At 63.3% G+C, this 22,719-nt stretch carries 20 protein-coding genes; 10 read left to right on the top strand and 10 right to left on the bottom strand.

The window, feature by feature from the left end:
* Nucleotides 1–23: 23 nt before the first annotated feature.
* The 10 genes from ACSHWJ_RS13230 to ACSHWJ_RS13185 form a co-directional block, all read right to left on the bottom strand.
* Nucleotides 24–1,016 (bottom strand): hypothetical protein, encoded by a 993-nt coding sequence (locus tag ACSHWJ_RS13230; RefSeq protein ID WP_010962032.1) that lies wholly within the window; start codon nt 1,014–1,016, stop codon nt 24–26.
* A 138-nt stretch (nt 1,017–1,154) separates the two neighbouring features.
* Nucleotides 1,155–2,120, bottom strand: a complete 966-nt coding sequence (locus ACSHWJ_RS13225) for a DUF364 domain-containing protein (RefSeq protein ID WP_218798375.1) — start codon at nt 2,118–2,120, stop codon at nt 1,155–1,157.
* Nucleotides 2,121–2,137: 17 nt separating this feature from the next.
* A complete protein-coding gene (locus ACSHWJ_RS13220) occupies nt 2,138–2,449 on the bottom strand; it encodes a hypothetical protein (protein ID WP_017365590.1) in 312 nt (103 codons plus the stop codon).
* A gap of 31 nt (nt 2,450–2,480) precedes the next feature.
* A complete protein-coding gene (locus tag ACSHWJ_RS13215) occupies nt 2,481–3,602 on the bottom strand; it encodes a molybdenum ABC transporter ATP-binding protein (RefSeq protein ID WP_218798376.1) in 1,122 nt (373 codons plus the stop codon).
* Between the two features lie 14 nt (nt 3,603–3,616).
* The gene (locus ACSHWJ_RS13210; RefSeq protein WP_218798377.1) at nt 3,617–5,188 is read right to left on the bottom strand and encodes a flavin monoamine oxidase family protein; all 1,572 of its coding nucleotides are present in this window, start codon (nt 5,186–5,188) and stop codon (nt 3,617–3,619) included.
* A 207-nt stretch (nt 5,189–5,395) separates the two neighbouring features.
* Nucleotides 5,396–5,956, bottom strand: a complete 561-nt coding sequence (locus ACSHWJ_RS13205; protein WP_017365593.1) for an L-threonylcarbamoyladenylate synthase — start codon at nt 5,954–5,956, stop codon at nt 5,396–5,398.
* A 15-nt stretch (nt 5,957–5,971) separates the two neighbouring features.
* Nucleotides 5,972–8,278, bottom strand: coding sequence for a type I DNA topoisomerase (gene topA / locus ACSHWJ_RS13200; RefSeq protein ID WP_218798378.1), 2,307 nt, complete (start codon nt 8,276–8,278; stop codon nt 5,972–5,974).
* A gap of 76 nt (nt 8,279–8,354) precedes the next feature.
* Complete coding sequence (locus ACSHWJ_RS13195) at nt 8,355–8,822, bottom strand: DUF494 family protein (protein WP_010962039.1); 468 nt, start codon at nt 8,820–8,822, stop codon at nt 8,355–8,357.
* A 35-nt stretch (nt 8,823–8,857) separates the two neighbouring features.
* A complete protein-coding gene (dprA, locus tag ACSHWJ_RS13190) occupies nt 8,858–9,952 on the bottom strand; it encodes a DNA-processing protein DprA (protein WP_432539921.1) in 1,095 nt (364 codons plus the stop codon).
* A gap of 10 nt (nt 9,953–9,962) precedes the next feature.
* Nucleotides 9,963–10,988 (bottom strand): LysM peptidoglycan-binding domain-containing protein, encoded by a 1,026-nt coding sequence (locus ACSHWJ_RS13185; RefSeq protein WP_432539922.1) that lies wholly within the window; start codon nt 10,986–10,988, stop codon nt 9,963–9,965.
* A gap of 173 nt (nt 10,989–11,161) precedes the next feature.
* Here ACSHWJ_RS13185 and def point away from each other — a divergent pair, with 173 nt between their 5' ends.
* From def to typA, 10 genes are all read left to right on the top strand, one after another.
* The gene (gene def, locus ACSHWJ_RS13180; RefSeq protein ID WP_010962042.1) at nt 11,162–11,698 is read left to right on the top strand and encodes a peptide deformylase; all 537 of its coding nucleotides are present in this window, start codon (nt 11,162–11,164) and stop codon (nt 11,696–11,698) included.
* An 86-nt stretch (nt 11,699–11,784) separates the two neighbouring features.
* Entirely contained in the window at nt 11,785–12,711 is a 927-nt protein-coding gene (fmt, locus tag ACSHWJ_RS13175; RefSeq protein ID WP_432539923.1) for a methionyl-tRNA formyltransferase, read from the top strand.
* Nucleotides 12,708–14,003 (top strand): 16S rRNA (cytosine(967)-C(5))-methyltransferase RsmB, encoded by a 1,296-nt coding sequence (gene rsmB / locus ACSHWJ_RS13170; protein WP_010962044.1) that lies wholly within the window; start codon nt 12,708–12,710, stop codon nt 14,001–14,003. Before fmt ends, rsmB begins: the two co-directional genes overlap by 4 nt.
* On the top strand, nt 14,000–14,557 hold the full coding sequence (locus tag ACSHWJ_RS13165; protein ID WP_017365600.1) for a DUF4390 domain-containing protein: 558 nt from the start codon (nt 14,000–14,002) through the stop codon (nt 14,555–14,557). Before rsmB ends, ACSHWJ_RS13165 begins: the two co-directional genes overlap by 4 nt.
* Complete coding sequence (locus ACSHWJ_RS13160) at nt 14,539–16,743, top strand: sensor histidine kinase (protein ID WP_218798380.1); 2,205 nt, start codon at nt 14,539–14,541, stop codon at nt 16,741–16,743. Before ACSHWJ_RS13165 ends, ACSHWJ_RS13160 begins: the two co-directional genes overlap by 19 nt.
* Complete coding sequence (locus ACSHWJ_RS13155) at nt 16,740–18,107, top strand: sigma-54-dependent transcriptional regulator (protein ID WP_010962047.1); 1,368 nt, start codon at nt 16,740–16,742, stop codon at nt 18,105–18,107. The genes ACSHWJ_RS13160 and ACSHWJ_RS13155 overlap by 4 nt, the downstream gene beginning before the upstream one ends.
* Nucleotides 18,107–19,480: a Trk system potassium transporter TrkA gene (trkA, locus tag ACSHWJ_RS13150; protein ID WP_010962048.1), complete on the top strand. Its 1,374-nt coding sequence runs from the start codon at nt 18,107–18,109 to the stop codon at nt 19,478–19,480. Before ACSHWJ_RS13155 ends, trkA begins: the two co-directional genes overlap by 1 nt.
* A 2-nt stretch (nt 19,481–19,482) precedes the next feature.
* Entirely contained in the window at nt 19,483–20,070 is a 588-nt protein-coding gene (locus ACSHWJ_RS13145) for a class I SAM-dependent methyltransferase (RefSeq protein ID WP_010962049.1), read from the top strand.
* The gene (locus tag ACSHWJ_RS13140; protein ID WP_017365604.1) at nt 20,067–20,459 is read left to right on the top strand and encodes a rhodanese-like domain-containing protein; all 393 of its coding nucleotides are present in this window, start codon (nt 20,067–20,069) and stop codon (nt 20,457–20,459) included. The genes ACSHWJ_RS13145 and ACSHWJ_RS13140 overlap by 4 nt, the downstream gene beginning before the upstream one ends.
* 210 nt (nt 20,460–20,669) lie before the next feature.
* Nucleotides 20,670–22,490 carry a translational GTPase TypA gene (gene typA, locus ACSHWJ_RS13135; protein ID WP_218798381.1) on the top strand — a complete coding sequence of 607 codons (1,821 nt, stop codon included), beginning with the start codon at nt 20,670–20,672 and terminating at the stop codon, nt 22,488–22,490.
* The last annotated feature ends 229 nt before the right edge of the window (nt 22,491–22,719 follow it).

Here is a 22,719-nt window from a genome sequence, read left to right as displayed (position 1 = left end):
CCTAGGCCGGCGGCAAGCGCCACTCACAGACAGTAAGGCGCCGTGGCCCACTGCTTCAGCACGACGGTGTCGCGGTCGGGCAGATAGGCGTAGTCCTTGGCCAGATCGCGCTGCACCGCTTCGCCCACATGCGGGGAAACCAGCCCCTTGAGCATGTAGAAGTACCAGGCGAAGGGATGGCCCGCCTGCGCATCGAAGCGGTTGAGGAGCACCGCCAGGGCCTTGCCTTTCTTGCCGTCCGGGCCTTCCAGACGCGGCACTTCGCGGGTGCGGTTGAGGACGATCTCGACGTTCATGACCTGCTCGCCATGGCGGCCGATGTGTTGGAACAGGCGCAGACTCCAGTCTTCGCAGAAAGCCTTGTGCTGGCCCGCGCTGCTGGCATTCCAGTCGTCCATGAAACGCTGGGCGGGGTGACGGTCTGCACGATGCCGCCCCAGCTCACGCATGAACAGGGCCACTTCGGTCTTGCGGCGGTAGGTGTAGCGGGCGGCCCCCACTGCGAACGGCTGGACTCCCACCGGGTCGATGGGATCGATCAACCCCTCCAGATCCTCCGGCGGATTTTCCGGGGCGACCAGGTAACGGTCCGCGGTTTCCTGGGTCCGGTCCACTTCGATCTGGACGAAATCCTCCGCCCGGGGTCCGGTCTGGGCCACCAGGTAGAGGGTCACTCCGGTGTGGTGGGTGGCCAGGAAACCGCCTTCCTCACAGTGGGCCAACAGCGTGTTGAAATTCTGCCCGCATTCGATGTAGGTGCGCTCCGCCCACTCACCGATGTCCGCCGCGACTCTCGCGCCGTTCGGCTTGACGATGCCGCCCAGGCGGTACCACTGGTGCCCCAGGCGGGCGATATGCAGCGGATAGCCCGGATAGGCCTGGCGCAGCCGGTCCAGCAGGACTGCGTCGCCGGGAGAAGCCAATGTGTCCTTACAGAGCCGGTCCAACAGGTGGCCGTCGAACCGGACCGGCGCGTCCGCATCGTGTTCGGGCGAAACTCTGACTTCAGCAACCATCGAGACCGTCTCCACAAAAGGCTTGATTCCGACCGCATTGTACTGCCGCGACAAAACCCGTCAAATTGAATGGTTATTGACGCATCCAATGACGGCCGGTGGCATCGGCTCGTAGAGAAACGGCGGAAAACCGTACCGTCAGGGGTCGGGGGAGGCGTCCCAGAGCCGCTTGAAACAGGTATCGAGACGCGACAGACGGCGGTCGACCGCTTCCAGTTGCGCATACTGCGGAAAACGGGCGGCGTTGCCCCGGCCGTACCATGCCTCCATGTCTTTTTTGAGACGCTCCCGCTCCGCCGTCGCCTGGGCGATCATATGGCGGGCCCATGCCTTGGTGGATTCCGGGCCGATCGGCGCGATCCGGTAACGCACCCCGGCATCGAAAATCCGCACGCCCCCGCCTTCACACACGGTATCCCTCAGGACTTCGGTATCGACGATCTCCACGCCGGCCAGATAGTCGATGCCGAAATGCCGCAGTTCCGGCAGCCAGGGAACGGTCGGTCCCATCAGTACCGTGGTGGCATCGCGTGCCAGGGCCGCAAGACGCGGAAAGGTCTTGTTCGGAATCGAGGTGGCGGTGAGGAACACCCAGTCCGCTTCCGGAACGAGGTACTCGCAGGCCGAATCCGGCAGGTCGTCCGGACCGGGCTGGCGCTCCAGGACCGTCAGATTCAGGGCATGCGCATGAGCGAAGCGGTCCAGTCCGGGATAACGGCCGATCACCACGACCCGTTTGCCGCGCATCTCGCCGAGGAAATGCTCGAAGACGGCAAGGTTGTTCTCCGCGCCGTCTTTGGGCGCCAGCGTCACGCCGTCCGGAAGCCTACCGAGCCGGTTGATGCCGGCATTGACGGCCGCCATGCCCACCGTGGCCCGATACGGGTCGAACTCCCGCACCCAGGCGACCAGTTCGGACAGAGTCTTGCCGCGCAGCGTACCGGCCCAGGGAAGCGTCCGGGTCTGAACGCCCGGGCTCATCGAGAGCCCCACCGCATCGGCTTCGCAAAGCGTCCAGACCAGACCGATTACGACCGTACCCACCGGCACCGGCGCACCGGCGTAATCCTGCAGCAGGTCGTAGATTTCGTAAGGATTCGTCATCCCCGAATGCGGGATGGTCAGCCGTCGCGGTTGGCCAGGGCCTGGTTCTGGACCGCGCGAATGCGTTCCGAAAGCCCCTTGGGGCTGCGCGCATAAGCTTCCCGCGCCGCATCCAGAGCCGCCTGGGCGGCGGCGGCCTCCTCCGCCGTGAGGGGCAGCCGGCCCGCCATGTGGGTGGCCGCCGGCACCGCCGCCAGGATCGCCTCCCGGTTGGGGTGCTCGCTGACGGGAACCAGACGGGTGGCTTCCTTGTGGCCGTCGAGGCATACGGCCAGTCCGATGACTTCGACCTTGCGGCCGTCCTGTGTGCTCTTGATAAAGGTACTCATCGATCTCTGCCTTGGGAATGAGCCCGATGCTTCAGTGAACGAGTGATACTTCCCTGGAGTCCAGGGATTGTCCGTCCCTTGACGGGTTGCCCAGGTAGGAGAACGCATGCGCCTTGATCAGGCAATACACGGTGTCTCCTTCCCGCAAAGCCATTGCGTGGAGCGCTTTCAGCGAGATGCCCGCCAGCAGGGTGATGCCGCAGTCGATCTGCACGACCGCGTGGCCCGGCGTGCGGATGACAGCGCATAGCCGGCCCTTGATCTGGTTCTGGATCGACGTTCCCCGCAGATACTGCTTCGACAGCGCGATGTCGCTGGAGCGTATGGACACATCGACGGAATCACCCGGCGCCAGATGCGCGGCCATCGGCAGCACCAGCTCGCTGCCGTGGTAGTAGCCGATCGTGCAGCCATTTTCGGCTTCATGGCCCAGCACGGTCACGGGAAGCACGTTTTCGATGCCCTGTAACGGGGCGCCGGCGGAAAGGATCTTGTCGGTGATGATTTCATGCGGGTCCCCGAATCCCAGTACGCGCCCGTTGACCATCAGCACCATGCGGTTGGTGAGCTGCAATACCTCGCCCAGGGAATGGCTGACGTAGATGATGGAAACGTTCAGTTCATCTCGGATCCGCGTGAGATAGGGCAGCAGGGCCGAGTTGGAGACACCCGAGACTTCGAGCTGATCGTCGAGCAGCAGCAGGCGCGGCGCCGGGATGAGCGCGTGCGCCAGTGCCACCCGCTGTCTGTCGCCGGCGGGCAAGGACTGAATGCCACTGTCGAGCAGAGGCTCCAGTTCCAGGAGATCGACCACGCCGGCGAATCCGAAGGTGCCCCTTCGAACCGAATTCCGGTGGGTATCCCGAAGCAGTTCGCCGACCGTCTGCCGGGGATGGCTGGCCGGATCGAACCGCACGAGGCCGATCCGGCGGCGGCCCGCCGGCATCCGCACGCCTCGGCGGCTGTCGAAGACCGTCTCGCCGCCCAGCCGGATCCAGCCCCGCTGCGGCATGACGACGCCGGCGATCATGCCCAGCAAGGTGCTCTTCCCGGCGCCCGGCGGTCCGAAACATGCGGTCATCGGGCTGTCGATGGCAAGCCGGGCGGACAGATCGAAATGGCCCCGGCTCAGTTTCACGTCCAGTTCAAGCATCGGGCGCTCCTCCATCATGCCGCCGTCCGCACGATGAAGCGGCCCGCCAGGAGGACGTTCACGTCGTAGGCGAACTCACGCCAGGCGGCCGCCAGATCGCGCGCCGTGGTTTCCAGATAGTCGGACGAAGGCCGGCACTCGGACGGAAAATTGGACAGTGCACAGGAACTGCCATTGAATGCAATGGCTTCATCGAGCAGGAACTTGTTGAAACCGACGAAGGGCGCCAGCAGGTCTTGCGCCAGTGCCGCGAGGCCGGTTTCGATACTTCCGGCAGGGGGATGGAAGGAAAGCCCGTCGAGTCTTGCCAAGGCTTCGCTGTAAAGCTGCTCCATGACGCCGAGCACGGCCCGCTGAGTGAGCTGCTCGGCACGCTGGCTCGCGAGATTCTGATGGACCAGACGTTTGTAGCGTTCGAGCGCGACCCCGCGCTGAGCAGCCACCCACTCGCCGAAGCCGGCAACAGCCTGCTCGTTCCACCCGCCAGCCGCTGCGAGCCGAGTCTGCTCCACGATGAGGCCCCTCTGGAGCCGGGCGGCCGCCTCCAGTGCGCCTTCGAGGTAGCCGCCGCCGTAGCTCGCGGTCTCGGAACCACCGAAATGCAGCCGCCCCCCCCATTGCGGCCGCCGCAACAGAGGGTGGCCATATTCCGGCTGGTTGTCCAGCGGCACGTGATCCCTCCGGCTGCAGGTATAGGGCTCCGCCGCCCAGTCCTGGAAGTGCAGCTCGCCATGCTCGGCCGCACTGCCGAAGACCTGTACCATCTGGCTCGAAACCAACATGGGCATGCCCGGCAACAACGCGACCCTCGCCGCCGGGGGCAGTGCCACGAAGCCGCCCAGGGCGGCCCGCATGGCGTTGGCGTCACAGGCATCGAAGATTTCGCCCAGAACAACATGCTCATGCCGGACGAAAGCATTTCCCGACTGGCCTGCCGTGCGCCAGAACGGTTTGTCGTAAGCCACCAGTGCCTTGGCCTGGTCGGCCATCCAGGTATAGGTGTCACGCAAGGCTTCGAGTACCTTGCCGTCCAGGGCCGGCTCGAAACGGATGCGCTCATCGACCAGGCGCGGCGGCAACGCCAGCACCGCCCGGCGCGCGGCGACGACGATGGTTTTCCCGCCATGGACGAAGCACAGTTCCACGTGATCGCCGCGGTCGGTCACGGCGGTCAGCTCATGACCCAGCCTCAATGCTTGGGGAGAAAGGCGCTGGCTCAACGCCGCCACCAGGCTCGCCATGCCGCCTTCGACACGCTGGGCGCCCCCGTGCAGACCGGGCCGGCTCAGTGTATCCGGCGCACTGTCGTGATCGGTGAGGTAAAGGACTTCCCCCGTATCGTGCTGGGGAAAGCTGCGCAAGCCGAGATCGGTCACCAGCTCGAACATGCGCGGCTGAATATCCGGCCAGAACCAGGCGGGCCCGAGGTCCAGCGCCATCCCGGCCTTTTCGCTATGCACCGACAGGATGCGTCCGCCCAGACGGCCGCGAGCCTCGAACAGGGCAAAGTCGCACCGCCTGGCCTCGAGGCCCTGAGCAAGCGCCAAGCCGCACAGTCCGCCGCCGACGATGGCAATTTCGAGCATGGTGGCTCCTCACATTCCGGGATCGTCTGACGATTCCCAGCAAACAGCGTTCCATCGCCTCGGCGAGTGCGCGAAGAGCTCCGAAGACCGTGGTCTGGCGGGATTCGCAGGCTCCGGTACGATCCTGCCGGAAGCATCCGTGCCGGCTGATTTCGACATTCGGGCGGCGCCTGGACGCGCCTTTGTCGGATCTGCGACAGACGCCGCTCAGCGGATACGCCGCCCGCTCATGGCGTCGAAGATGGCGGTGGGACGAACGGCGCCGCCGAGGCGGCCGGGCAGGAAATGGATCGCCCGCCGGGGAAACTGGCACCACAGCCGCACGGGAGTTCGAGCGGGCCGGTGTCCAGACAGATTGGCGCTGGTCGACACGATCGCCCCGCCGAAAACGCGGCACAACGCCGCCGCCACGGGATGAGCGGTGACGCGGACCGCCAGGGAATCATGGGCACCGCGCAGCCAGTCGGGAATGCCCGGGCGGGGCGGGATCAGCCAGGTCGTGGGACCGGGCCAGCCCGCGCGGACCTCGGCGCCGAGCGGCACGCGGGCCAGGTCGACCAGTGACTCGACGGCTTCCACATCCGCCGCGATCAGGATCAGGCCCTTGGTCTGGCTGCGGCGCTTGAGCGCCAGCAGCTTGCGGACGGCATCCTCATTGAACGGATCACATCCCAGACCGTAAACGGCCTCGGTGGGGTAGGCCACGATCCGGCCGTTGCGCAGCGCATTCGCGGCAAGCCTCAGGCGGAAGCCGGAAATCCAGCCCATGCGCGGAACCGATGCTCAGGCAGCGAAATCGGTCAACGGCTCACCCTCGTAGGGCGCCGCATAACCGCACTCCTTGCGCGGGCAGACTTTCTCGGTGCCGCGGCGCTTGGTGGTCTTCAGTGTGAGCACGGGCCACTGACAGGCGGGGCAGGCCTCGGCGATCGGCGGATTCCACACCGCATAGCTGCATTTGGGATAAGTCGAACAGGAGTAAAACAGTTTGCCGAAGCGGGACTTGCGCTTGGTCAGGGTCCCCTGTCCGCATTCGGGGCAGGGCACGCCGGTGTCGGTGGGTTTCTCCAGCGGTTCGATGTGGCGGCAGGCGGGGTAGCCGCTGCAGCCGATGAAGCGGCCATAGCGCCCGGTCTTGATGACGAGCGGCGAATGGCATTTGGGACACTGCCTTCCCTCCACGACCTCGGGCTCGGTTTGCTCCGACTCTTTGCCGGCCAGATTCCGCGTGTATTTGCATTGCGGATAGTTGGTGCAGCCGACGAACCGGCCGTTGCGCCCCAGCCGGATCGAAAGCGGGCTTCCGCATTCCGGGCATTTCTCGTCGATCGCCTCGTGCGTCACGTCGGCCCGTTTCAGGCTTTCATCCTTCTCGCCGATCAGGGCATGGAAAGGTCCCCAGAATTCCCGCATCAGCGGAATCCAGTCCTTCTCACCCCGCGACACCGCATCCAGGTCGTCTTCGAGGTTGGCGGTGAAGTTGTAGTCCACGTAGCGGTTGAAATGCTCCGTCAGGAACTTGTTCACCACCCGCCCCAGATCGGTGGGACGGAAGCGTTTGTTTTCCAGCTCGACGTAATGCCGCTGCTGCAGCGTCGAAATGATGGTCGCGTAGGTCGACGGCCGGCCGATGCCGTATTCCTCCAGCGCCTTGACCAGACTGGCCTCGGTGTAGCGGGGCGGCGGCTCGGTGAAATGCTGCGAAGGAGTCACGTCCTTCAGGTCGACTTCCTGCCCTTCCACCAGCTTGGGCAGATAGATTTCGTCGCTTTCCTCCGGCATGTCGTCCCGTCCTTCCCGGTACACCGACATGAAGCCCGGATGGATCACCGTCGAACCGGTGGCGCGGAACAGGTTGTCGACGCTGCCGCAGGCGAAGTCCACGGTGACGGTGTTCAAGGTGGCATGGACCATCTGACAGGCCACGCTGCGCTTCCAGATCAGGCTGTAGAGCTTGAACTGATCCGGCGTCAGATGTGCCTTGACCGACTCCGGCGTCCGGAACGCCGAAGTCGGACGGATCGCCTCGTGTGCTTCCTGGGCATTTTTGCTCTTGGTTTTGTAAAGCCGCGGCTGCGCGGGCAAATTGTCCTTGCCATAGCGCGACTCGATCAGCGCGCGCAATTCCTGGACGGCCTCCTGGGCGAGATTGACCGAATCGGTACGCATGTAGGTGATGAGCCCCACCGCCTCGCCGCCCAGGTCGATACCCTCATAAAGCTGCTGGGCCACGGTCATGGTCCGGCGGGTGGTGAAGCCGAGCTTCCTGGCCGCTTCCTGCTGCAGGGTCGAGGTCGTGAAAGGCGCGGCAGGATTGCGCTTGCGTTCCCTCTCCTCGACCCGGACCACCTGCAATTTGCCGCGGGCCTGGTCCAGCAGACTCTGCCGCGTGGCCTGCGCCTGCGCCTCGTTGACGATGCTGAACTGCTCCAGCTTCTCGCCGGCCAGATGGGTCAGGCGGGCCGAAAGTGCCTGGTCTTCGGTCTGGATCGCCGCCTCGATGGTCCAGTACTCCTGGACCTCGAAGCGCTCGATTTCGAGTTCGCGCTCCACGATCATCCGCAACGCCGGGCTTTGCACGCGCCCCGCAGACAATCCGCGCCGGATCTTCTTCCACAACAGCGGTGAAAGCTTGAAACCGACCAGATAATCGAGCGCCCGCCGGGCCTGCTGGGCGTGGATGAGATCGGTCGAAAGCGTTTTGGGGTTTTCGACGGCTTCGGTGATGGCGCGCTTGGTGATTTCGTGGAACACCACGCGATGGACCGGCTTGCTGTCGAGAACCTGCTGTTCCTTCAGCAATTCATAGAGATGCCAGGAAATCGCCTCGCCCTCGCGGTCGGGGTCGGTCGCGAGATACAGCGCATCGGCTTTTTCCATGGCCTTGGAAATCGCCTGCACGTGTTTCTTGTTCTTCTCGATGATTGCGTACTTCATCGAAAAGTCGTGGTCGGGGTCGACCGCGCCTTCCTTGGGAATCAAGTCCCTCACATGCCCGTAGGAGGCATAGACCTGGAAAGACTTGCCGAGATATTTTTCGATCGTCCGGGCCTTGGCCGGCGATTCGACGATGACGAGATGCTGAGCCATGAATGTATGAAACCCGCCTCAGACGGCAGCTCCCGGAACGGGTCGCGGCGTCGCGGCCGGAGCTGTCAGCCGGGCGTTAGTGGATATAGCCGGGAAAACTTTCATAAACGAGATTTTCCATCCGCGCGAACGCGACCTCCTCGCTGGGCTGGCTGAACAGCACCATCAAGACCACCCATTTCAAGTTTTCGAGCGATATGATTTCCTCGTTCAAAGCCATGAGGCGATCGATGACCACTTCCCTGCTCGCCGCGGTCAGAATGCCGTTCTGTTCCAGGAACATCAGGAAGCCGCGGCATTCCACGTCCAGCTTGGCCAGCTCTTCCGACGAAAAGATACGGAACGCCGGGAGGGAGGCCGCCCGCATCGGCTGCTGGGCACCCAGCGTCTCCAGCCAGTCGAACGCCCGATTGATCTCCCGCTGCGGGAAACCCGCCTCCAACAGTTCGGTCCGCATCTCATCGGGATCAGGCGCCTGCTCCGTATCGCGGTCCAGATAGTTTTCGAACAGATAGATCAACACATCAAACACATTTTCTTTCATTGGCCCTCTCGAGTGGGGGAGCGTCGGGACACTCCCTACTTTATACGGCAGTATCCGCCGCCCGGCGCAGCCGCCACATGGCCCTCCATCTCGAGCAGGACGAGTTTCGAGGCGATGAGGTTCGCTGTATAACCTGTTGCCGCGACTAGAGTATCCACGGACGTCGGCGCATAGGCAATATGCGCCAGAATCCGCGCGGCCTCCGCGTCCGCCGGCGGAACGACGGGCAGACGCTCCTGACGATCCACGAAGCCCGCCAGCGCGCCGAGCTCCTCAAGGATGTCCGGCACCGATTCCACCAGTTTGGCTCCTTCTCGGATCAAGGCATTGCAGCCCCGAGCCAGGGGGTCGAAAATCGAACCGGGAATGGCGAAGACCTCGCGCCCCTGTTCCATCGCCTGACGCGCGGTGATGAGCGAGCCCGATTGCAGCGCCGCCTCCACCACCAGCACGCCGAGACTGAGGCCGCTGATGATGCGGTTACGGCGCGGGAATCCCTCCCGGCTCGGCGGAGTGCCCGGGGGGGCTTCGGACACGAGGACTCCGCCGCTGCCCACGATGGCATCGGCCAGGCGCTGGTGCCGGGACGGATAAACACGGTCCGGCCCGCATCCGAACACGGCGACGGTCGCACTTCCGGCCTCCAAGGCGCCCTCATGCCCGGCAGCATCTATTCCCGCCGCCAGACCGCTGGTAACCACCAGACCGGCCCGAGACAAGGCCGCGGCGAAACGTCTCGCCGTCCGTTCCCCCATGGCCGTGGGATTGCGGCTGCCGACGATGGCGATCTGCTTGCGCCGCAGCACGGTGGCGTCGCCTCGCGTGAAAAGCAACACCGGCGGATCGGCGATCTCGCGCAGCAAAGCCGGGTATTCGCGGTCGTGCAGGGTGAGACAGCCATGTCCCGGCTGCGACAGCCAGGCGAGATCCGCCTCGACCTCCTCCCAGCGGGGGCGCATCAGACGATCCAGAGCCTCCCCGCTCAAGCGCAGCCCTCCGTAGGAATCCCGCGGCTGTGCGAACACCGCGCAGACCGAGCCGAACCGCTCCAGCAGCGACACCGCGCGGCGCGGCCCGACTCCAGGTAGCCGCACCAGGGCCAGCCAACAGCGCAGGGTCTCCTCTGTCATCGGACCGTCGTTACGGAGATTTCACGATGTCACCGATGTGCATCGCCCTCACGGCCTTCATGACCAGCGCATAACTGATGCGCTCGAAGGATCGGAAGACCACCAGCGAACCCGACCGGTCCGGCGGCGTCTCGACCACGTTCCCGAAACCGCCGGCGACGTAGTCTTTGATCGTATCGGCTTCACGGTAGATGTCGAGCACGTGCCCGACCTCCAGGCCGTCCCTGCCGCCCCGATCCAGCACGATCACCTGGTATTGCCCGATCTGGGTCACGCCATCGCGCACAGCGACGATCCGGCCGGCGACCGGCTTCGCCGGAGCATGCAGCGTGTACGAGGTCGTCAGCTCTTGCGGCTCGACGGCCAGCAGGCGGTCACCGATCACGACCTCCCGCTCGGCACGGAGCAGCAGAAGCTCCGCCGGCTCGCCGGCACTGCGCACCTGCGCGTCCCCGATATACAAGGCTTCATAGCCGAGCACCTCTTCAGTGACGCCATCGCGATAGGCGGGACCCGGCCGCACGACCGCCAAAACGCTGCCCTTGGCTTCTCTGACTCCTCGCGCATAGAGGCCGTAACCGGCGCCGCCGGAGATGTGCTCGTCCGGAAACCCGACGACGTAAGGGAGGGTGTCGGCGTCGGCGCTGTCCAAGACCCTGGGCCGGGTCAGGAAGGCTCGGATGGCGTCCTCCGGAATGACCGGGACCTCCCGCACCAGCGGAGTCACCCGGATGACGGGACTCAAGGGGACGGTCGGGGCGGTTTCGAGCTCGATCCGTGGCCCGCCGGCCCCCTGGCGGAGCACGAGCACGTCGCCCGGATAAATCTGGTCGGGGTTGCCCAAGACCGGGTTCCGGTACCACACCTCGGACCACTGTGCCGGATTCTGCAGAAAGCGGGAAGCGACGTCCCAGAGCGTGTCGTTCGCCTGCACCAGGTAGCGATCCGGATGGTCCGGATTGAGGACGATCTCGGCTGCCGGTGTCACGGCGCAGGCGAAGAGCAGCGCCAAGCCGGCTGCGACCTTGGCGGTCATGAGTATTCTCGCGGCATCGGGAGGAAACTGGAGCCGAGTTTGCCTGTCTTACCGTTCAAGATGACGTATTTCCCGCTGCATCAGGCCTTGGATTCATTCTCCCGGCGGAATTCGTTAGAATCCTCCCTGCTCGAGCAGCTATGTTTCCCGCCTGCCCGGCGGAAGAGGCCACCGTGACCATTCTATCCATTCTCGAATTTCCTGACGAACGTTTGCGCAAAAAGGCCGCACCGGTCGAAGTGTTCGACGACACCCTGCGCCGGACCGTCGACGATATGTTCGAGACCATGTATGCAGCGCCCGGCGTCGGCCTGGCAGCCACCCAGGTCAACGTGCACAAGCGCATCCTCGTCATCGACGTTTCCGAGGAGAAAGATGCGCCGCTTTGCCTGATCAACCCGGAGCTGCTCGAAAAACAGGGGAACGGCGAGATGGAGGAAGGCTGCCTGTCGGTGCCCGGGATTTTCGAAAAAGTGCCCCGAGCCGAGTCGGTCCGCGTCCGCGCCCAGGACCGCAATGGCGAATTCTTCGAAATGTCGGCGGAGGGACTGTTGGCCGTCTGTATCCAGCACGAGATGGATCACCTGGAAGGCAAGCTGTTCCTGGACCATCTTTCCACCCTGAAGCGCCAGATGGCACGCAAGAAACTCCAGAAAGAACGGCGCCTGAGGGAGATCAACAGGGCTCCGCGCACTGCGGCAGCCGTCTGACCGCCCTCCCGCGCTGGAGCGAAGAACGCTGATCCCCCGCCTGCGGCCAAAGCAGACCGCATCCGCCCAACCGTAGCAACGGCCCCATGAGAATCGTATTCGCCGGCACCCCGGAGTTCGCCGTCCCGACCCTGCGGGCCTTGATCGCGTCGGGCCACCCGCCGTGTGCCGTCTATACTCAACCCGACCGGCCCGCCGGCCGCGGCCGCAAAATCGCGCCCAGCCCGGTCAAGCGACTCGCGATCGAGCACGGCCTTCCCGTGTTCCAGCCGGCATCGCTGAAAGGGCCGGAGGAGCGGGAACGACTGGTCGCCCTGGAGCCGGATCTGATGGTGGTGGTGGCCTACGGTCTGGTCCTGCCGACGCCGGTTCTGACCGTTCCCCGGTTCGGCTGCGTCAACATCCATGCCTCCCTGCTGCCGCGCTGGCGCGGCGCGGCTCCGATCCAGCGGGCCATTCTCGCCGGCGACCGGGAAACCGGCGTCACCCTCATGCGCATCGAGCCGCGCCTGGACGCCGGCCCTATGCTGGGCAAGCGGAGCTGCTCGATCGGCGACGACGACACCACCGCCAGCTTGCATGACCGCCTCGCCGGCCTCGGGGCCGAAATGCTGATCGAACTGCTGCCCGGGCTGGCGGCCGACCGCCTGACCGGTGAGATTCAGGACGAGAGCCAGGTCACCTACGCCGAAAAGATCGAAAAGTCCGAAGCCCGCCTGGACTGGCAAAAGGATGCGACCAGCCTCAGCCGCCGGGTGCGCGCGTTCAATCCCTGGCCGGTGGCGGAAACGACCCTGGAGGGAACGGTACTGCGGATCTGGTCGGCACAGGTTCTGGACCCCGCCCCTGACGCCCCGCCCGGTTCCATCATCGCCTGCACGAAAAACCTCGATGTGGCCTGTGGACGGGGCGCCCTGCGCATCCTCGAAGTCCAACCTCCGGGGAAGCGGCGGATGAGCGCCAAAGACTTCCTCAACGCCCACGCGCTGGCCGGAAAACGGCTGGGGACATGACGGCCAAAAGCCGCACGCTGGCCGCAGCGGCGCTTCACGACGTCGTCGTTGACCGGCATTCGCTGACCTGGGCGCTGGGGAAACGGCTTCCCTCGCTGCCGGATGCCCGCGACCGGGCCTTCGTCCAATCACTGTGCTATGGCGTACTTCGCGCCTTCGAAACCCTGGATTTTCTGCTCGGCAGACTCGCGACCAAACCGATCCGCGACCCGGAAATCCGGCTGCTGGCCCTGATCGGACTCCATCAGCTGCGCAGCATGAACGTCAAACCTCATGCCGCGGTTTCGGAAACGGTCGAGGCCGCCGGTCGGAAAAGCTGGGCGAAACCCTTGCTCAACGCCATTCTGAGGAACTATCTGCGCCGCAAGGAAGAACTGGAGAGCCGGGCATTGCAGGACCCCGAGAGCCGGGACGCCCACCCCGCCTGGCTGCGCGACCGGCTTGCCGCCGACTGGCCCGAACAGTGGGAAACCCTGGTGCAGCAGAACAACCTCCCGCCGCCGATGACGCTCCGCGTCAACCCCCTCATGAACGATCGCGCCGGCTACCTCGCCCGACTCACCGAGGCCGGCATCGCGGCCCGTCCCTGCCGCCACTCGCCCTGGGGGCTGACCCTCGGATCGCCGGTCCCGGTCGACGCCTTGCCGGGGTTCGCCGAGGGACGGGTGTCGGTCCAGGATGAAGCAGCCCAGCTGGCAGCGCCGCTGGTGGGAGCCGAGCCTGGCGAACGGGTTCTGGACCTATGTGCCGCTCCCGGCGGAAAGACGCTGCACATGCTCGAACTCAGCCGGGGAGACATCGAAGCCGTCGCTGTGGACAGCGATGCCGAGCGGTGCGCGCGCATCCGCGAAAATCTGGAACGGGAAAGACTGTCCGCCGCGGTGGTCACCGGCGATGCCCGCTCGCCGGAATCGTGGTGGGACGGCCGGCCCTTCGACCGCATCCTGCTCGATGCGCCCTGTTCGGCAACCGGCGTCATCCGGCGCCACCCCGACATCAAGCTGCTGCGGCAGGCCGTCGATCTCGACACACTCAACGAACTTCAGGCAGCCATACTCACTGCCGCTTGGCCCCTGCTCAAACCGGGCGGCATCCTGGTCTACGCCACCTGTTCGGTCATTCGCGCCGAGAACGAAGCGCAGATGAGCCGCTTTCTGGAAGCCCACGACGATGCGGCCGAACTGCCGCTCCCCGCGGCCTGGGGTATCCCCTTGCGCCACGGCCGCCAGATTCTCACCGGCGAATCCGGCATGGACGGCTTCTACTATGCCCTGTTGCGCAAGACGGGATGAACAGGTTCGCCGGCTGGCTGGCCCTGTTCGGCCTTCTCGCCCCCCTGGCGGGCTGGAATGCCGAGCCGGGGTTCACCGTGCGCCGTGCCGAGCTGTTTCAGCATGAGGACCGCTCCTGGGGACTCGATGCCGACATCGACTACCATTTCAATGAAACCGCCGTCGAGGCCATGCAGAACGGCGTCCCCCTGACCCTGGTCCTGCGTCTCCGGGTGAAGCGAGCCAGACCCTGGTGGTGGGATGAGACCGTGATCTCCGAGAACCATCGGCGGACCATACGCTATCACCCCTTGGCACGCGCCTATCAGCTGACGGCGGCGGAATCCGGAGTGACCGAAAACTTCGCCACGCTGCGCGCCCTCCTCGAGGAATTGGGGCGGATCAGAAACCTGCCGGTTCGGGCTCCTCGACCGTTCGACAGCGGCGACTACCACGCTGCCCTCTCGGTGACGCTGGACATCGAGTCACTCCCCCTGCCGTTACGTCCCACCGCCTATCTCTCCCCCCAGTGGCATCTGAACAGCCCCTGGTACCGATGGTCATTCGCAAACTGAGAATCCGCCTGCCGCTCAGCCTGGTCGTGATCACGTTGTTCACGGCCATCGTCGCTTCGCTGCACCTGATGAGTTCTGCCACGCAGAGCTCGCCGCAGCTCGGCAGCATGTACTCGCTGCTGGTCCTCATCAATTCGGTCGGTTCGATCCTGTTACTGACGCTGGTCGTCGTCAATGTGTACGGACTCCTCCGCCAGCTCGCCAGACGCGCGGCCGGCTCCCATCTGACGGCCCGCATGGCGTTTCTGTTCGTCCTGCTCAGCCTGGCACCGGCATCCATCGTGTTCTATTACTCCATGCAGTTTCTCAAACAAAGCATCGACAGTTGGTTCGACGTCCGCATCGATCAGGCCATGGAGGACGCGCTGGAGCTGGGGCGGGCGGCAATCGACGAGCGGATGCGCACCATGCTGCACCAAACCGAACAGGCGGCCGCCAAATTGCAGCTCGCCCCGATCATGGAATATCCCTTGCGCCTGACCGAACTTCGGGACGAGCTGGGCGAAGGTGAGTTCACGGTGTTTTCCCGGCAAGGGCGGATCATCGCCGCCGGCGGCTCTCAGCTGGGCTTCATCCTCCCCGACCTGCCGGATACCGGGGTTCTGCTCCGGGTGAAACACGGCAAATCCTTTATCCGGCTGGAACCCAACCCGGACGGCAATCTGCAGATCCGCGCCGTCGTGGCCATCCCCTCCGACGACCCTCTGTTTCTGCAGGCCGTGTTCCCGGTACCACTGCGCATCTCCCAGCTGGCCAGCACGGTCGAAGCGGCCTATGTTCACTACAAGGAACTCGGGTTCCTCCGCAGTTCCCTCAAGCACACATTCATCCTCACGCTGTCGTTGGTGCTGCTGCTCAGCCTCCTGGCGGCCATCTGGGTCGCATTCGTGAGCATCCGCCGCATCGTCGCACCGGTGCGACGGCTGGCCCAGGGGACGCGCGCAGTCGCCGAAGGCCGCTACGGCCAGCGCCTCGTAGTGCGGGCGAAAGACGAACTCGGTTTCCTGGTCGAGTCGTTCAACACGATGACCGAAAAACTCGCCCAGGCCAGTGAGGAGGCCCGATTGTCGCGGCTCGAAGTCGAGCGCCAGCGCGCCTATCTCGAAACCGTGCTGTCCAACCTCTCCTCGGGCGTACTCAGCTTCGACAAAGAATCCCGGCTTCTCACCGCGAACCACGCAGTGGACGAGATCCTGCACGTTCCCGCCCACGACTACCTGGGTCTCCCGCTCTCCCGGCTCAAAACCGACCATCCCTATCTCACCGAAACGCTGGAGCGTATCGAGCGCTGGCTGGAAAAAGGCACCGGTAACTGGGAGGGGGAAATGTCCTTCGTCGGTCCCTCGGGTCGGCGAGAGCTCTACTGCCATGGCACCCCCCTGTTCAATGGCAACGGCGATAAACTTGGCGCCGTGGTGGTATTCGAAGACGTGACGGCATTGATCCTCGCCCAGCGCCAGGCGGCTTGGAGCGAGGTCGCCCGACGGCTGGCCCACGAAATCAAAAATCCGCTCACCCCAATCCAGCTCTCTGCCGAACGTCTGCATCACAAGCTGGCCAGCCGGCTCGACGAGCGCGACGCGGAAATCCTGGACCGTTCGACCCGCACCATCGTGCATCAGGTCGAGGCACTGAAAGCCATGGTCAATGCCTTCGCCGAATACGCGAGATCCTCGACCATCCAGCTCCGGCGAGTCGCGCTGGCCGAAATCGTGGAAGAAGTGGTGGCGTTGTACCCGCCGCAATCCGGCATGAGTTTCGAAATCGATGAAGAACCGAGCCTGCCCAGGATTTCGGGCGATCCGCTGCAGCTGCGTCAAGTCCTGCACAATCTCATCAAGAATTCGCAGGAAGCCCTGACGCCGTCCACACAAGGTAAGATGTGCTTTATTCTTCGCAAGACGGTCGATCAGGGCGAAGCCTTCGTACAACTGACCGTCCGAGACAATGGCCCCGGCATTCCGAAGGAGCAGGCGGATCGGATCTTCGAACCCTATGTCACCACCAAAACCAAGGGCACCGGTCTGGGACTTGCGATCGTCAAAAAGATCATCGAAGAACACGGCGGGACCATCCGCGTGGAAAACGGACTCCGGCAGGGCGCCGGTTTCATCATCCGGTTCCCCGCCCCAGAAACAGACCTTGGAGCCGAAGCAAATGGCGGGAACTCTGGAGGGAAATCATGAATCAAGGCTGCATATTGGTCGTCGATGACGAGCCCGACATCCGGGGACTGGTACGGGACATCCTCACCGACGAAGGCTACACGGTGGTCGCCGCCGACAACGGGGCCGCGGCCCGCCAGGCCGTCCAGGAACATCGGCCCGACCTGGTTCTGCTGGATATCTGGATGCCGGACGAGGACGGTATTTCACTGCTGCGGGAATGGCTGGAAAGCGGAGCGATCGACTGTCCCGTCATCATGATGTCCGGGCATGCCACGGTCGAAACCGCCATAGAGGCTACCCGGCTAGGCGCCCATGACGTGCTGGAAAAGCCGATCTCGATGGCGAAACTTTTGATCACCGTGGAGCGAGCACTGGAGTCGGTCCGCTTGAGGCACGAAACCGTGGGAGTGAAGCGCGCCGCCGAAACGGCGCCCATGGAACTGGTGGGCAAGAGCGCGTCGATGGAACTGCTACGGGAGCAGATCAAACGCATCGCCCAGCACGACGCACGGGTTCTTTTGGTCGGAGAGGCCGGCAGTGGCAAAGAAACCGCCGCGCGTTACCTGCATGCCCACAGCTCGCGCCGTTCCGGCCCTTTCGTGGAAGTGGCCGCCGGCACCGTTTCGCCCGCTGCATCCGCCATCGAATTCTTCGGCAGCGAAAACAATGGAAAAATCCGCAGGGGACTGCTGGAACAGGCGCACGGAGGCACGCTGTTTCTCGAGGATGTCTCCGATCTCGAACCGGAAACCCAGGTCCGCCTCCTGGGGGCGCTGGAAACCGGCGTGTTTTACCGCGTCGGCGGCACCGAACCCATCCATACCGATTTCCGGCTGGTTGCATCGACGCATGTGCCCCTGGACGATGCGGTCCGCGCCGGGCTTTTCCGCCGGGAACTGTTCTATCTGCTGAATACCGTCACGCTCAGGATTCCGCCACTTCGGGAACACAGTGAGGACGTCCCTGAATTGCTCCGGTTTTATGTGGACTATTTCGTCAGCCGGGAGAAGCTCCCCTTTCGGCGTTTCCCGGTCTCGGTGCAAAATTTTTTACGTCACTACGCCTGGCACGGCAACGTCCGGGAGTTGAAAAACCTGGTCCAGCGGCTGTTGATTCTGGGCAGCGGCGAAGAAGTCTCACTGGAGGAGGTCAAATCCATCCTCGGCGGCACGACCGACGCCCTGAAAGCGGAAGGCAAATCCGACTTTTTCGAGCTTCCGCTCAAGGAAGCCCGCGAACGTTTCGAAAAGACCTATCTCGAATACCATCTGGACAAATACGGCGGCAGCGTCGCCCGGCTGTCCCAGGCCATCGGCCTGGAGCGTACGCATCTATACCGGAAGCTCAATGCGTTGGGTATCAAGTTCAAAGACAAGCGCTGATGAAGATCATTATCCTGGGAGCCGGCCAGGTCGGCACGAGCGTTCTGGCCAGCCTTTGCAGCGAGGACAACGACATCGTCGTCGTCGACAAACAGACCAGTGTCCTGCGGGAATTGCACGACCGCTTCGACATCGGCACCGTACAGGGCAATGCGGCGCACCCGACGGTGCTAAAACGCGCAGGCGCGGATGATACCGACATGCTCATCGCCGTGACCAGCGATGACGAAACCAACATGCTGGCCTGCCAAATCTCGCACACTCTGTTCAACATTCCGAAGAAGATCGCACGGGTGCGCGCCATCGAATATCTGAGCTACCCGGAAATATTCTCGAAGGACGGCGTACCCATAGACGTTGTCATCAGCCCCGAACAGATCGTCACCCAGATGATCGAACGACTGCTGCAATATCCGGGTGCCTCCCAGGTCCTGGATTTCGCCGAAGGACAGATCCGACTGGTATCGGTCCGGGCGCTAACCGGAGGACCCTTGGTCGGCCGTGAAATTCGCGAGCTTCACCAGCACATGCCCAATGTCCACGCCAGGATCACCGCCATTTTCCGCAATGCCCGTCCCATCATCCCGAACGGGCGGCAGACGATAGAACACGGCGACGAAGTGTTCTTCATGGCCTCGTCCGAAGAAATCAGCGACGTGATGAGTGAACTGCGCGAACTCGACAAACCTTACAGGCGGCTCATGTTCGCCGGAGGCGGACATGTCGGCAAGCGGGTGGCGCAGGCATTGGAACACCGCTATCAGGTCAAGGTCATCGAGAAAAACGCCGACCGTGCCAAGAAGATCGCCGGCGACTTGACCAATACCGTGGTGTTGCTGGGAGACGCTTCCGACAAGGAACTGTTGCTGAGTGAAAACATCGAAACCACTGATATTTTCTGCGCCATTACCAACGATGACGAAGCCAACATCCTGTCGGCAATGCTAGCCAAGCGCCTGGGCGCGCGGCGCGTCATCAGCCTCGTCAACAAAGCCGCGTATGCGGACATCGTCGATCCCAACCAGATCGATCTGGTCATTTCACCCCAGCAATCCACCATAGGCGCCCTGCTCCGTCATATCCGCAAGGGCGATGTAGTCCAGGTCCATTCGCTGCGCCACGGCGCCGCCGAAGCGCTCGAAGCGGTCGCACATGGAACGCCCGGCAAATCGAAAGTGATCGGCATACCGATCGACCGCATCCCCATTCCGCCGGGCGTGGTCATGGGCGCCCTGGTCAGAGACAAAGAGGTGATCCAGGTCCATCACGACACGGTCATAGAAGAAGGGGATCATGTCATCATGTTCCTGCTCGACAAGAAGGTGATTCCGATCATCGAACAGATGTTTCAGGGAGATTCTCAGCGGGGCTGACGATGGACGCTGAGACGCCCCGGCAAAAGTGGGACCGGATCTATCGGGAATGGAAGGGCCCGTTCCCCGATGCCGCCATGGTCCTGTCCCAGAACGAGCATCTCCTGCCGGGTGGCGGTAGAGCGCTGGACCTCGCTTGCGGACTCGGAGGCAATGCGCTGTTTCTGGCCCGGCGGGGGTTCGAGGTGGACGCCATCGACCTGTCCGAGGCGGGAATCGAAGCGCTCGCCCATGCCGCACGCCTGGAAGGTCTGCCCATCCACGCCCAAGTCGGCGATGTCATGGAAGGCCAATGGTCCAACGGAAGTTACGAGGTGATCGTCGTGACCCGGTTCCTCGAACGGACACTGGTGAAGACGATCGTCGGCGCGCTCAAACCGGGCGGCTTGTTGTTCTATCAGACTTTCGTGAAGACCAAGAGCAGCGACCACGGCCCCAACAATCCGCGCTTCCTGCTGCACGACAACGAGCTCATCCGGCTCTTCGACGGATTGCTGATCCGTTATTACCGGGATGAAGCACGGACCGGCCGACCGGATGCCGGCCAACGTGACGAAGCTTTTCTTGTAGCCCAGAGACCCGAATCATGATCGAGCAAATCGACCCCGCCGCCGCCTGGCAGTTCATGCTGGAACATCCCGAGCACGTCCTCATCGACGTGCGTGACCCCATCGAGTTCACGATGATCGGGCACCCCCCTGGGGCACACAACGTTCCCTTGAAATTTGCCCCCGGTTGGCTAGTCAATCCCGACTTCCTCGAAGGGGTCCGGCAGATCGTACCCGACCTTGCGACGCCGGTCCTGCTGCTGTGCAGGAGCGGACAGCGGTCGCAAGAAGCCGCGGAGCAGTTGTCAGCGGCAGGCTACTCGAAACTGTACAATATCCGCGAAGGCTTCGAAGGTCCTCTGGACGACAGCCGCCATCGAAGCTCGAGAGGAGGTTGGCGTTATCGAGGTTTACCCTGGGAACAAAGCTGACCATCCGAGCATGCCCCTGTCCCGGAAGCGGAACGCACCGGCCGTGCCCGCCAAAGAGCAAACACCTCCGGACGGCTTTTCCATCGGGGGAGGCTGTCGCTCCCCATGAAATCGGCGAGCTGAATCACGGTCCAATTTATTCACAAGCACCTGGCTTCGCCCCGAAGCCGGGTGCTTTCTTTTTTCCCCACCCGACACCCTTTTAGGAACATGGTAGAAAAATTACGCAACATAGCGATCATCGCCCACGTCGACCACGGAAAAACCACCTTGGTAGACAAGCTGCTCCAGCAAAGCGGCACTTTCGCCGCTCACGAGCGGGTGGGCGAGCGCGTCATGGACTCCAACGACCTCGAGAAGGAGCGCGGCATCACCATTCTGGCAAAAAATACCGCGATCAAGTGGCGGGATTACCGTATCAATATCGTCGACACGCCCGGCCACGCCGATTTCGGAGGTGAGGTCGAGCGCGTGCTTTCCATGGTCGACTCGGTGTTGCTGCTGGTCGACGCCGTGGACGGCCCTATGCCACAAACCCGCTTCGTCACGCAGAAAGCCTTCGCCATGGGGCTGCATCCCATCGTGGTGATCAACAAGATCGACCGGCCCGGCGCCCGCGCGGCCTGGGTGCTCGATCAGACCTTCGATCTGTTCGACCGCCTTGGCGCCACCGAGGCCCAGCTCGATTTCCCGGTGATCTACTGCTCGGCCTTGAACGGGTATGCGGGGCTCAGCCCGGATATCTCGGAAGGCACGCTTGAGCCGCTGTTCGAGGCCATCGTGAATCATGTCTCACCGCCCGACGTGGACACCGACGGTCCCTTTCAGATGCAGGTCAGCAGCCTCGATTACAATTCGTATGTGGGTGTCATTGGCATTGGAAGAATCAGCCGAGGCACCGTCAAGAGGAATACCCCCGTCACACTGATCAAGCGTGATGGCAGGCAGAGCGCCGCACGCATTCTCCAGGTTCTGGCGTTCCACGGTCTGGAGCGCATCGAAAGGGAAGAGGCGAACGCCGGCGATATCATCGCTTTCACCGGTATCGAGGGGCTCGAGATTTCGGATACGCTTTGCGCGGTCGGGTTTGCCGAACAGCTCCCCCCGCTCACCGTGGACGAACCCACGGTGAGCATGACCTTTCAGGTGAACAATTCGCCCTTCGCGGGAAGGGAAGGCAAGTTTTTGACGTCCAGGCAGATTCGGGACAGGCTGAACCGCGAATTGATCCACAACGTCGCACTGCGGGTGGAGGATACGGCCGACCCGGACAAATTCACGGTTTCCGGCCGAGGTGAACTGCATCTTTCGATTTTGATCGAAAACATGCGGCGAGAGGGCTATGAATTGGCCGTTTCCAGACCTGAGGTCATCATTCGTGAAATCGACGGCGAACCTTGTGAGCCCTATGAATTCGTGACGATAGAAGTGGAGGAAACACATCAGGGCGCCGTCATGGAAAAGCTCGGGGAGCGCAAGGGCGACCTCCGTAACATGGTGCCGGATGGGCAAGGACGCGTGCGTCTCGAATACCTCATCCCCTCCCGCGGACTCATCGGATTTCAAACCGAATTCCTCACCACTACGTCCGGCACCGGCCTGCTGTATCACGTGTTCGATCACTACGGACCAATCAAGAGGGGCGCGATTGGGCAGAGGACCAATGGGGCGCTGATTTCCAACACAAAGGGTAAAGCGCTGGCGTTTTCCCTGTTCAACCTACAGGAACGCGGACGCCTGTTCGTCGAACACGGCGATGAAGTCTACGAGGGCATGGTCGTGGGCGTACATACGCGGGGAAACGATCTGGTGGTCAACCCCACGAAAGCGAAACAGCTCACCAACATCCGGGCAGCGGGCAGCGACGAAAACATCCTTTTGACACCCGCGATCAAATTCACTCTCGAGCAGGCGATAGAATTCATCGACGACGATGAACTCGTGGAAGTGACCCCTCAGAGCATTCGCATCCGCAAGAAGCTCCTGCAGGAACACGAGCGCAAGAAGGCTTCGCGAACCGCCGAGGGCTGACGGCGCCGCCGACGCTCGACGACAAGGCCCCGGCCTGGTGGGGGCCTTGTTGCTTGACGATCGTCGCCCCCTGAACGTCTAAATCCAGCCGATAAAAAAACCCCCGACCGTTGCCGGCCGGGGGTTTTGGCGTTGACCGCCGGCAGGGGAGTCCCGAAGGACTCCCCCAGGCGATTACATGAACGACGGGATCAGCGGTGCGTCGATCTGGACGACCTGGCGGTTGCCA

Origin of the sequence: Methylococcus sp. S1M (assembly GCF_051295855.1) — a bacterium.
Taxonomy (GTDB): Bacteria; Pseudomonadota; Gammaproteobacteria; order Methylococcales; family Methylococcaceae; genus Methylococcus; species Methylococcus capsulatus.
This window is presented reverse-complemented; position numbering and strand designations above follow the sequence as displayed.

What these genes read in the sequence shown, in the direction of transcription:
- ACSHWJ_RS13215 (WP_218798376.1), bottom strand. Translation starts at nt 3,602, where the DNA reads ATGCTTGAACTGGACGTGAAACTGAGCCGGGGCCATTTCGATCTGTCC.
- ACSHWJ_RS13195 (WP_010962039.1), bottom strand. Translation starts at nt 8,822, where the DNA reads ATGAAAGAAAATGTGTTTGATGTGTTGATCTATCTGTTCGAAAACTAT.
- rsmB (WP_010962044.1), top strand. Translation starts at nt 12,708, where the DNA reads ATGACGGCCAAAAGCCGCACGCTGGCCGCAGCGGCGCTTCACGACGTC.
- ACSHWJ_RS13225 (WP_218798375.1), bottom strand. Translation starts at nt 2,120, where the DNA reads ATGACGAATCCTTACGAAATCTACGACCTGCTGCAGGATTACGCCGGT.
- dprA (WP_432539921.1), bottom strand. Translation starts at nt 9,952, where the DNA reads ATGACAGAGGAGACCCTGCGCTGTTGGCTGGCCCTGGTGCGGCTACCT.
- ACSHWJ_RS13165 (WP_017365600.1), top strand. Translation starts at nt 14,000, where the DNA reads ATGAACAGGTTCGCCGGCTGGCTGGCCCTGTTCGGCCTTCTCGCCCCC.
- typA (WP_218798381.1), top strand. Translation starts at nt 20,670, where the DNA reads ATGGTAGAAAAATTACGCAACATAGCGATCATCGCCCACGTCGACCAC.
- topA (WP_218798378.1), bottom strand. Translation starts at nt 8,278, where the DNA reads ATGGCTCAGCATCTCGTCATCGTCGAATCGCCGGCCAAGGCCCGGACG.
- ACSHWJ_RS13140 (WP_017365604.1), top strand. Translation starts at nt 20,067, where the DNA reads ATGATCGAGCAAATCGACCCCGCCGCCGCCTGGCAGTTCATGCTGGAA.
- ACSHWJ_RS13205 (WP_017365593.1), bottom strand. Translation starts at nt 5,956, where the DNA reads ATGGGCTGGATTTCCGGCTTCCGCCTGAGGCTTGCCGCGAATGCGCTG.
- ACSHWJ_RS13145 (WP_010962049.1), top strand. Translation starts at nt 19,483, where the DNA reads ATGGACGCTGAGACGCCCCGGCAAAAGTGGGACCGGATCTATCGGGAA.
- fmt (WP_432539923.1), top strand. Translation starts at nt 11,785, where the DNA reads ATGAGAATCGTATTCGCCGGCACCCCGGAGTTCGCCGTCCCGACCCTG.
- ACSHWJ_RS13185 (WP_432539922.1), bottom strand. Translation starts at nt 10,988, where the DNA reads ATGACCGCCAAGGTCGCAGCCGGCTTGGCGCTGCTCTTCGCCTGCGCC.
- trkA (WP_010962048.1), top strand. Translation starts at nt 18,107, where the DNA reads ATGAAGATCATTATCCTGGGAGCCGGCCAGGTCGGCACGAGCGTTCTG.
- ACSHWJ_RS13160 (WP_218798380.1), top strand. Translation starts at nt 14,539, where the DNA reads ATGGTCATTCGCAAACTGAGAATCCGCCTGCCGCTCAGCCTGGTCGTG.
- ACSHWJ_RS13210 (WP_218798377.1), bottom strand. Translation starts at nt 5,188, where the DNA reads ATGCTCGAAATTGCCATCGTCGGCGGCGGACTGTGCGGCTTGGCGCTT.
- ACSHWJ_RS13220 (WP_017365590.1), bottom strand. Translation starts at nt 2,449, where the DNA reads ATGAGTACCTTTATCAAGAGCACACAGGACGGCCGCAAGGTCGAAGTC.
- ACSHWJ_RS13230 (WP_010962032.1), bottom strand. Translation starts at nt 1,016, where the DNA reads ATGGTTGCTGAAGTCAGAGTTTCGCCCGAACACGATGCGGACGCGCCG.
- ACSHWJ_RS13155 (WP_010962047.1), top strand. Translation starts at nt 16,740, where the DNA reads ATGAATCAAGGCTGCATATTGGTCGTCGATGACGAGCCCGACATCCGG.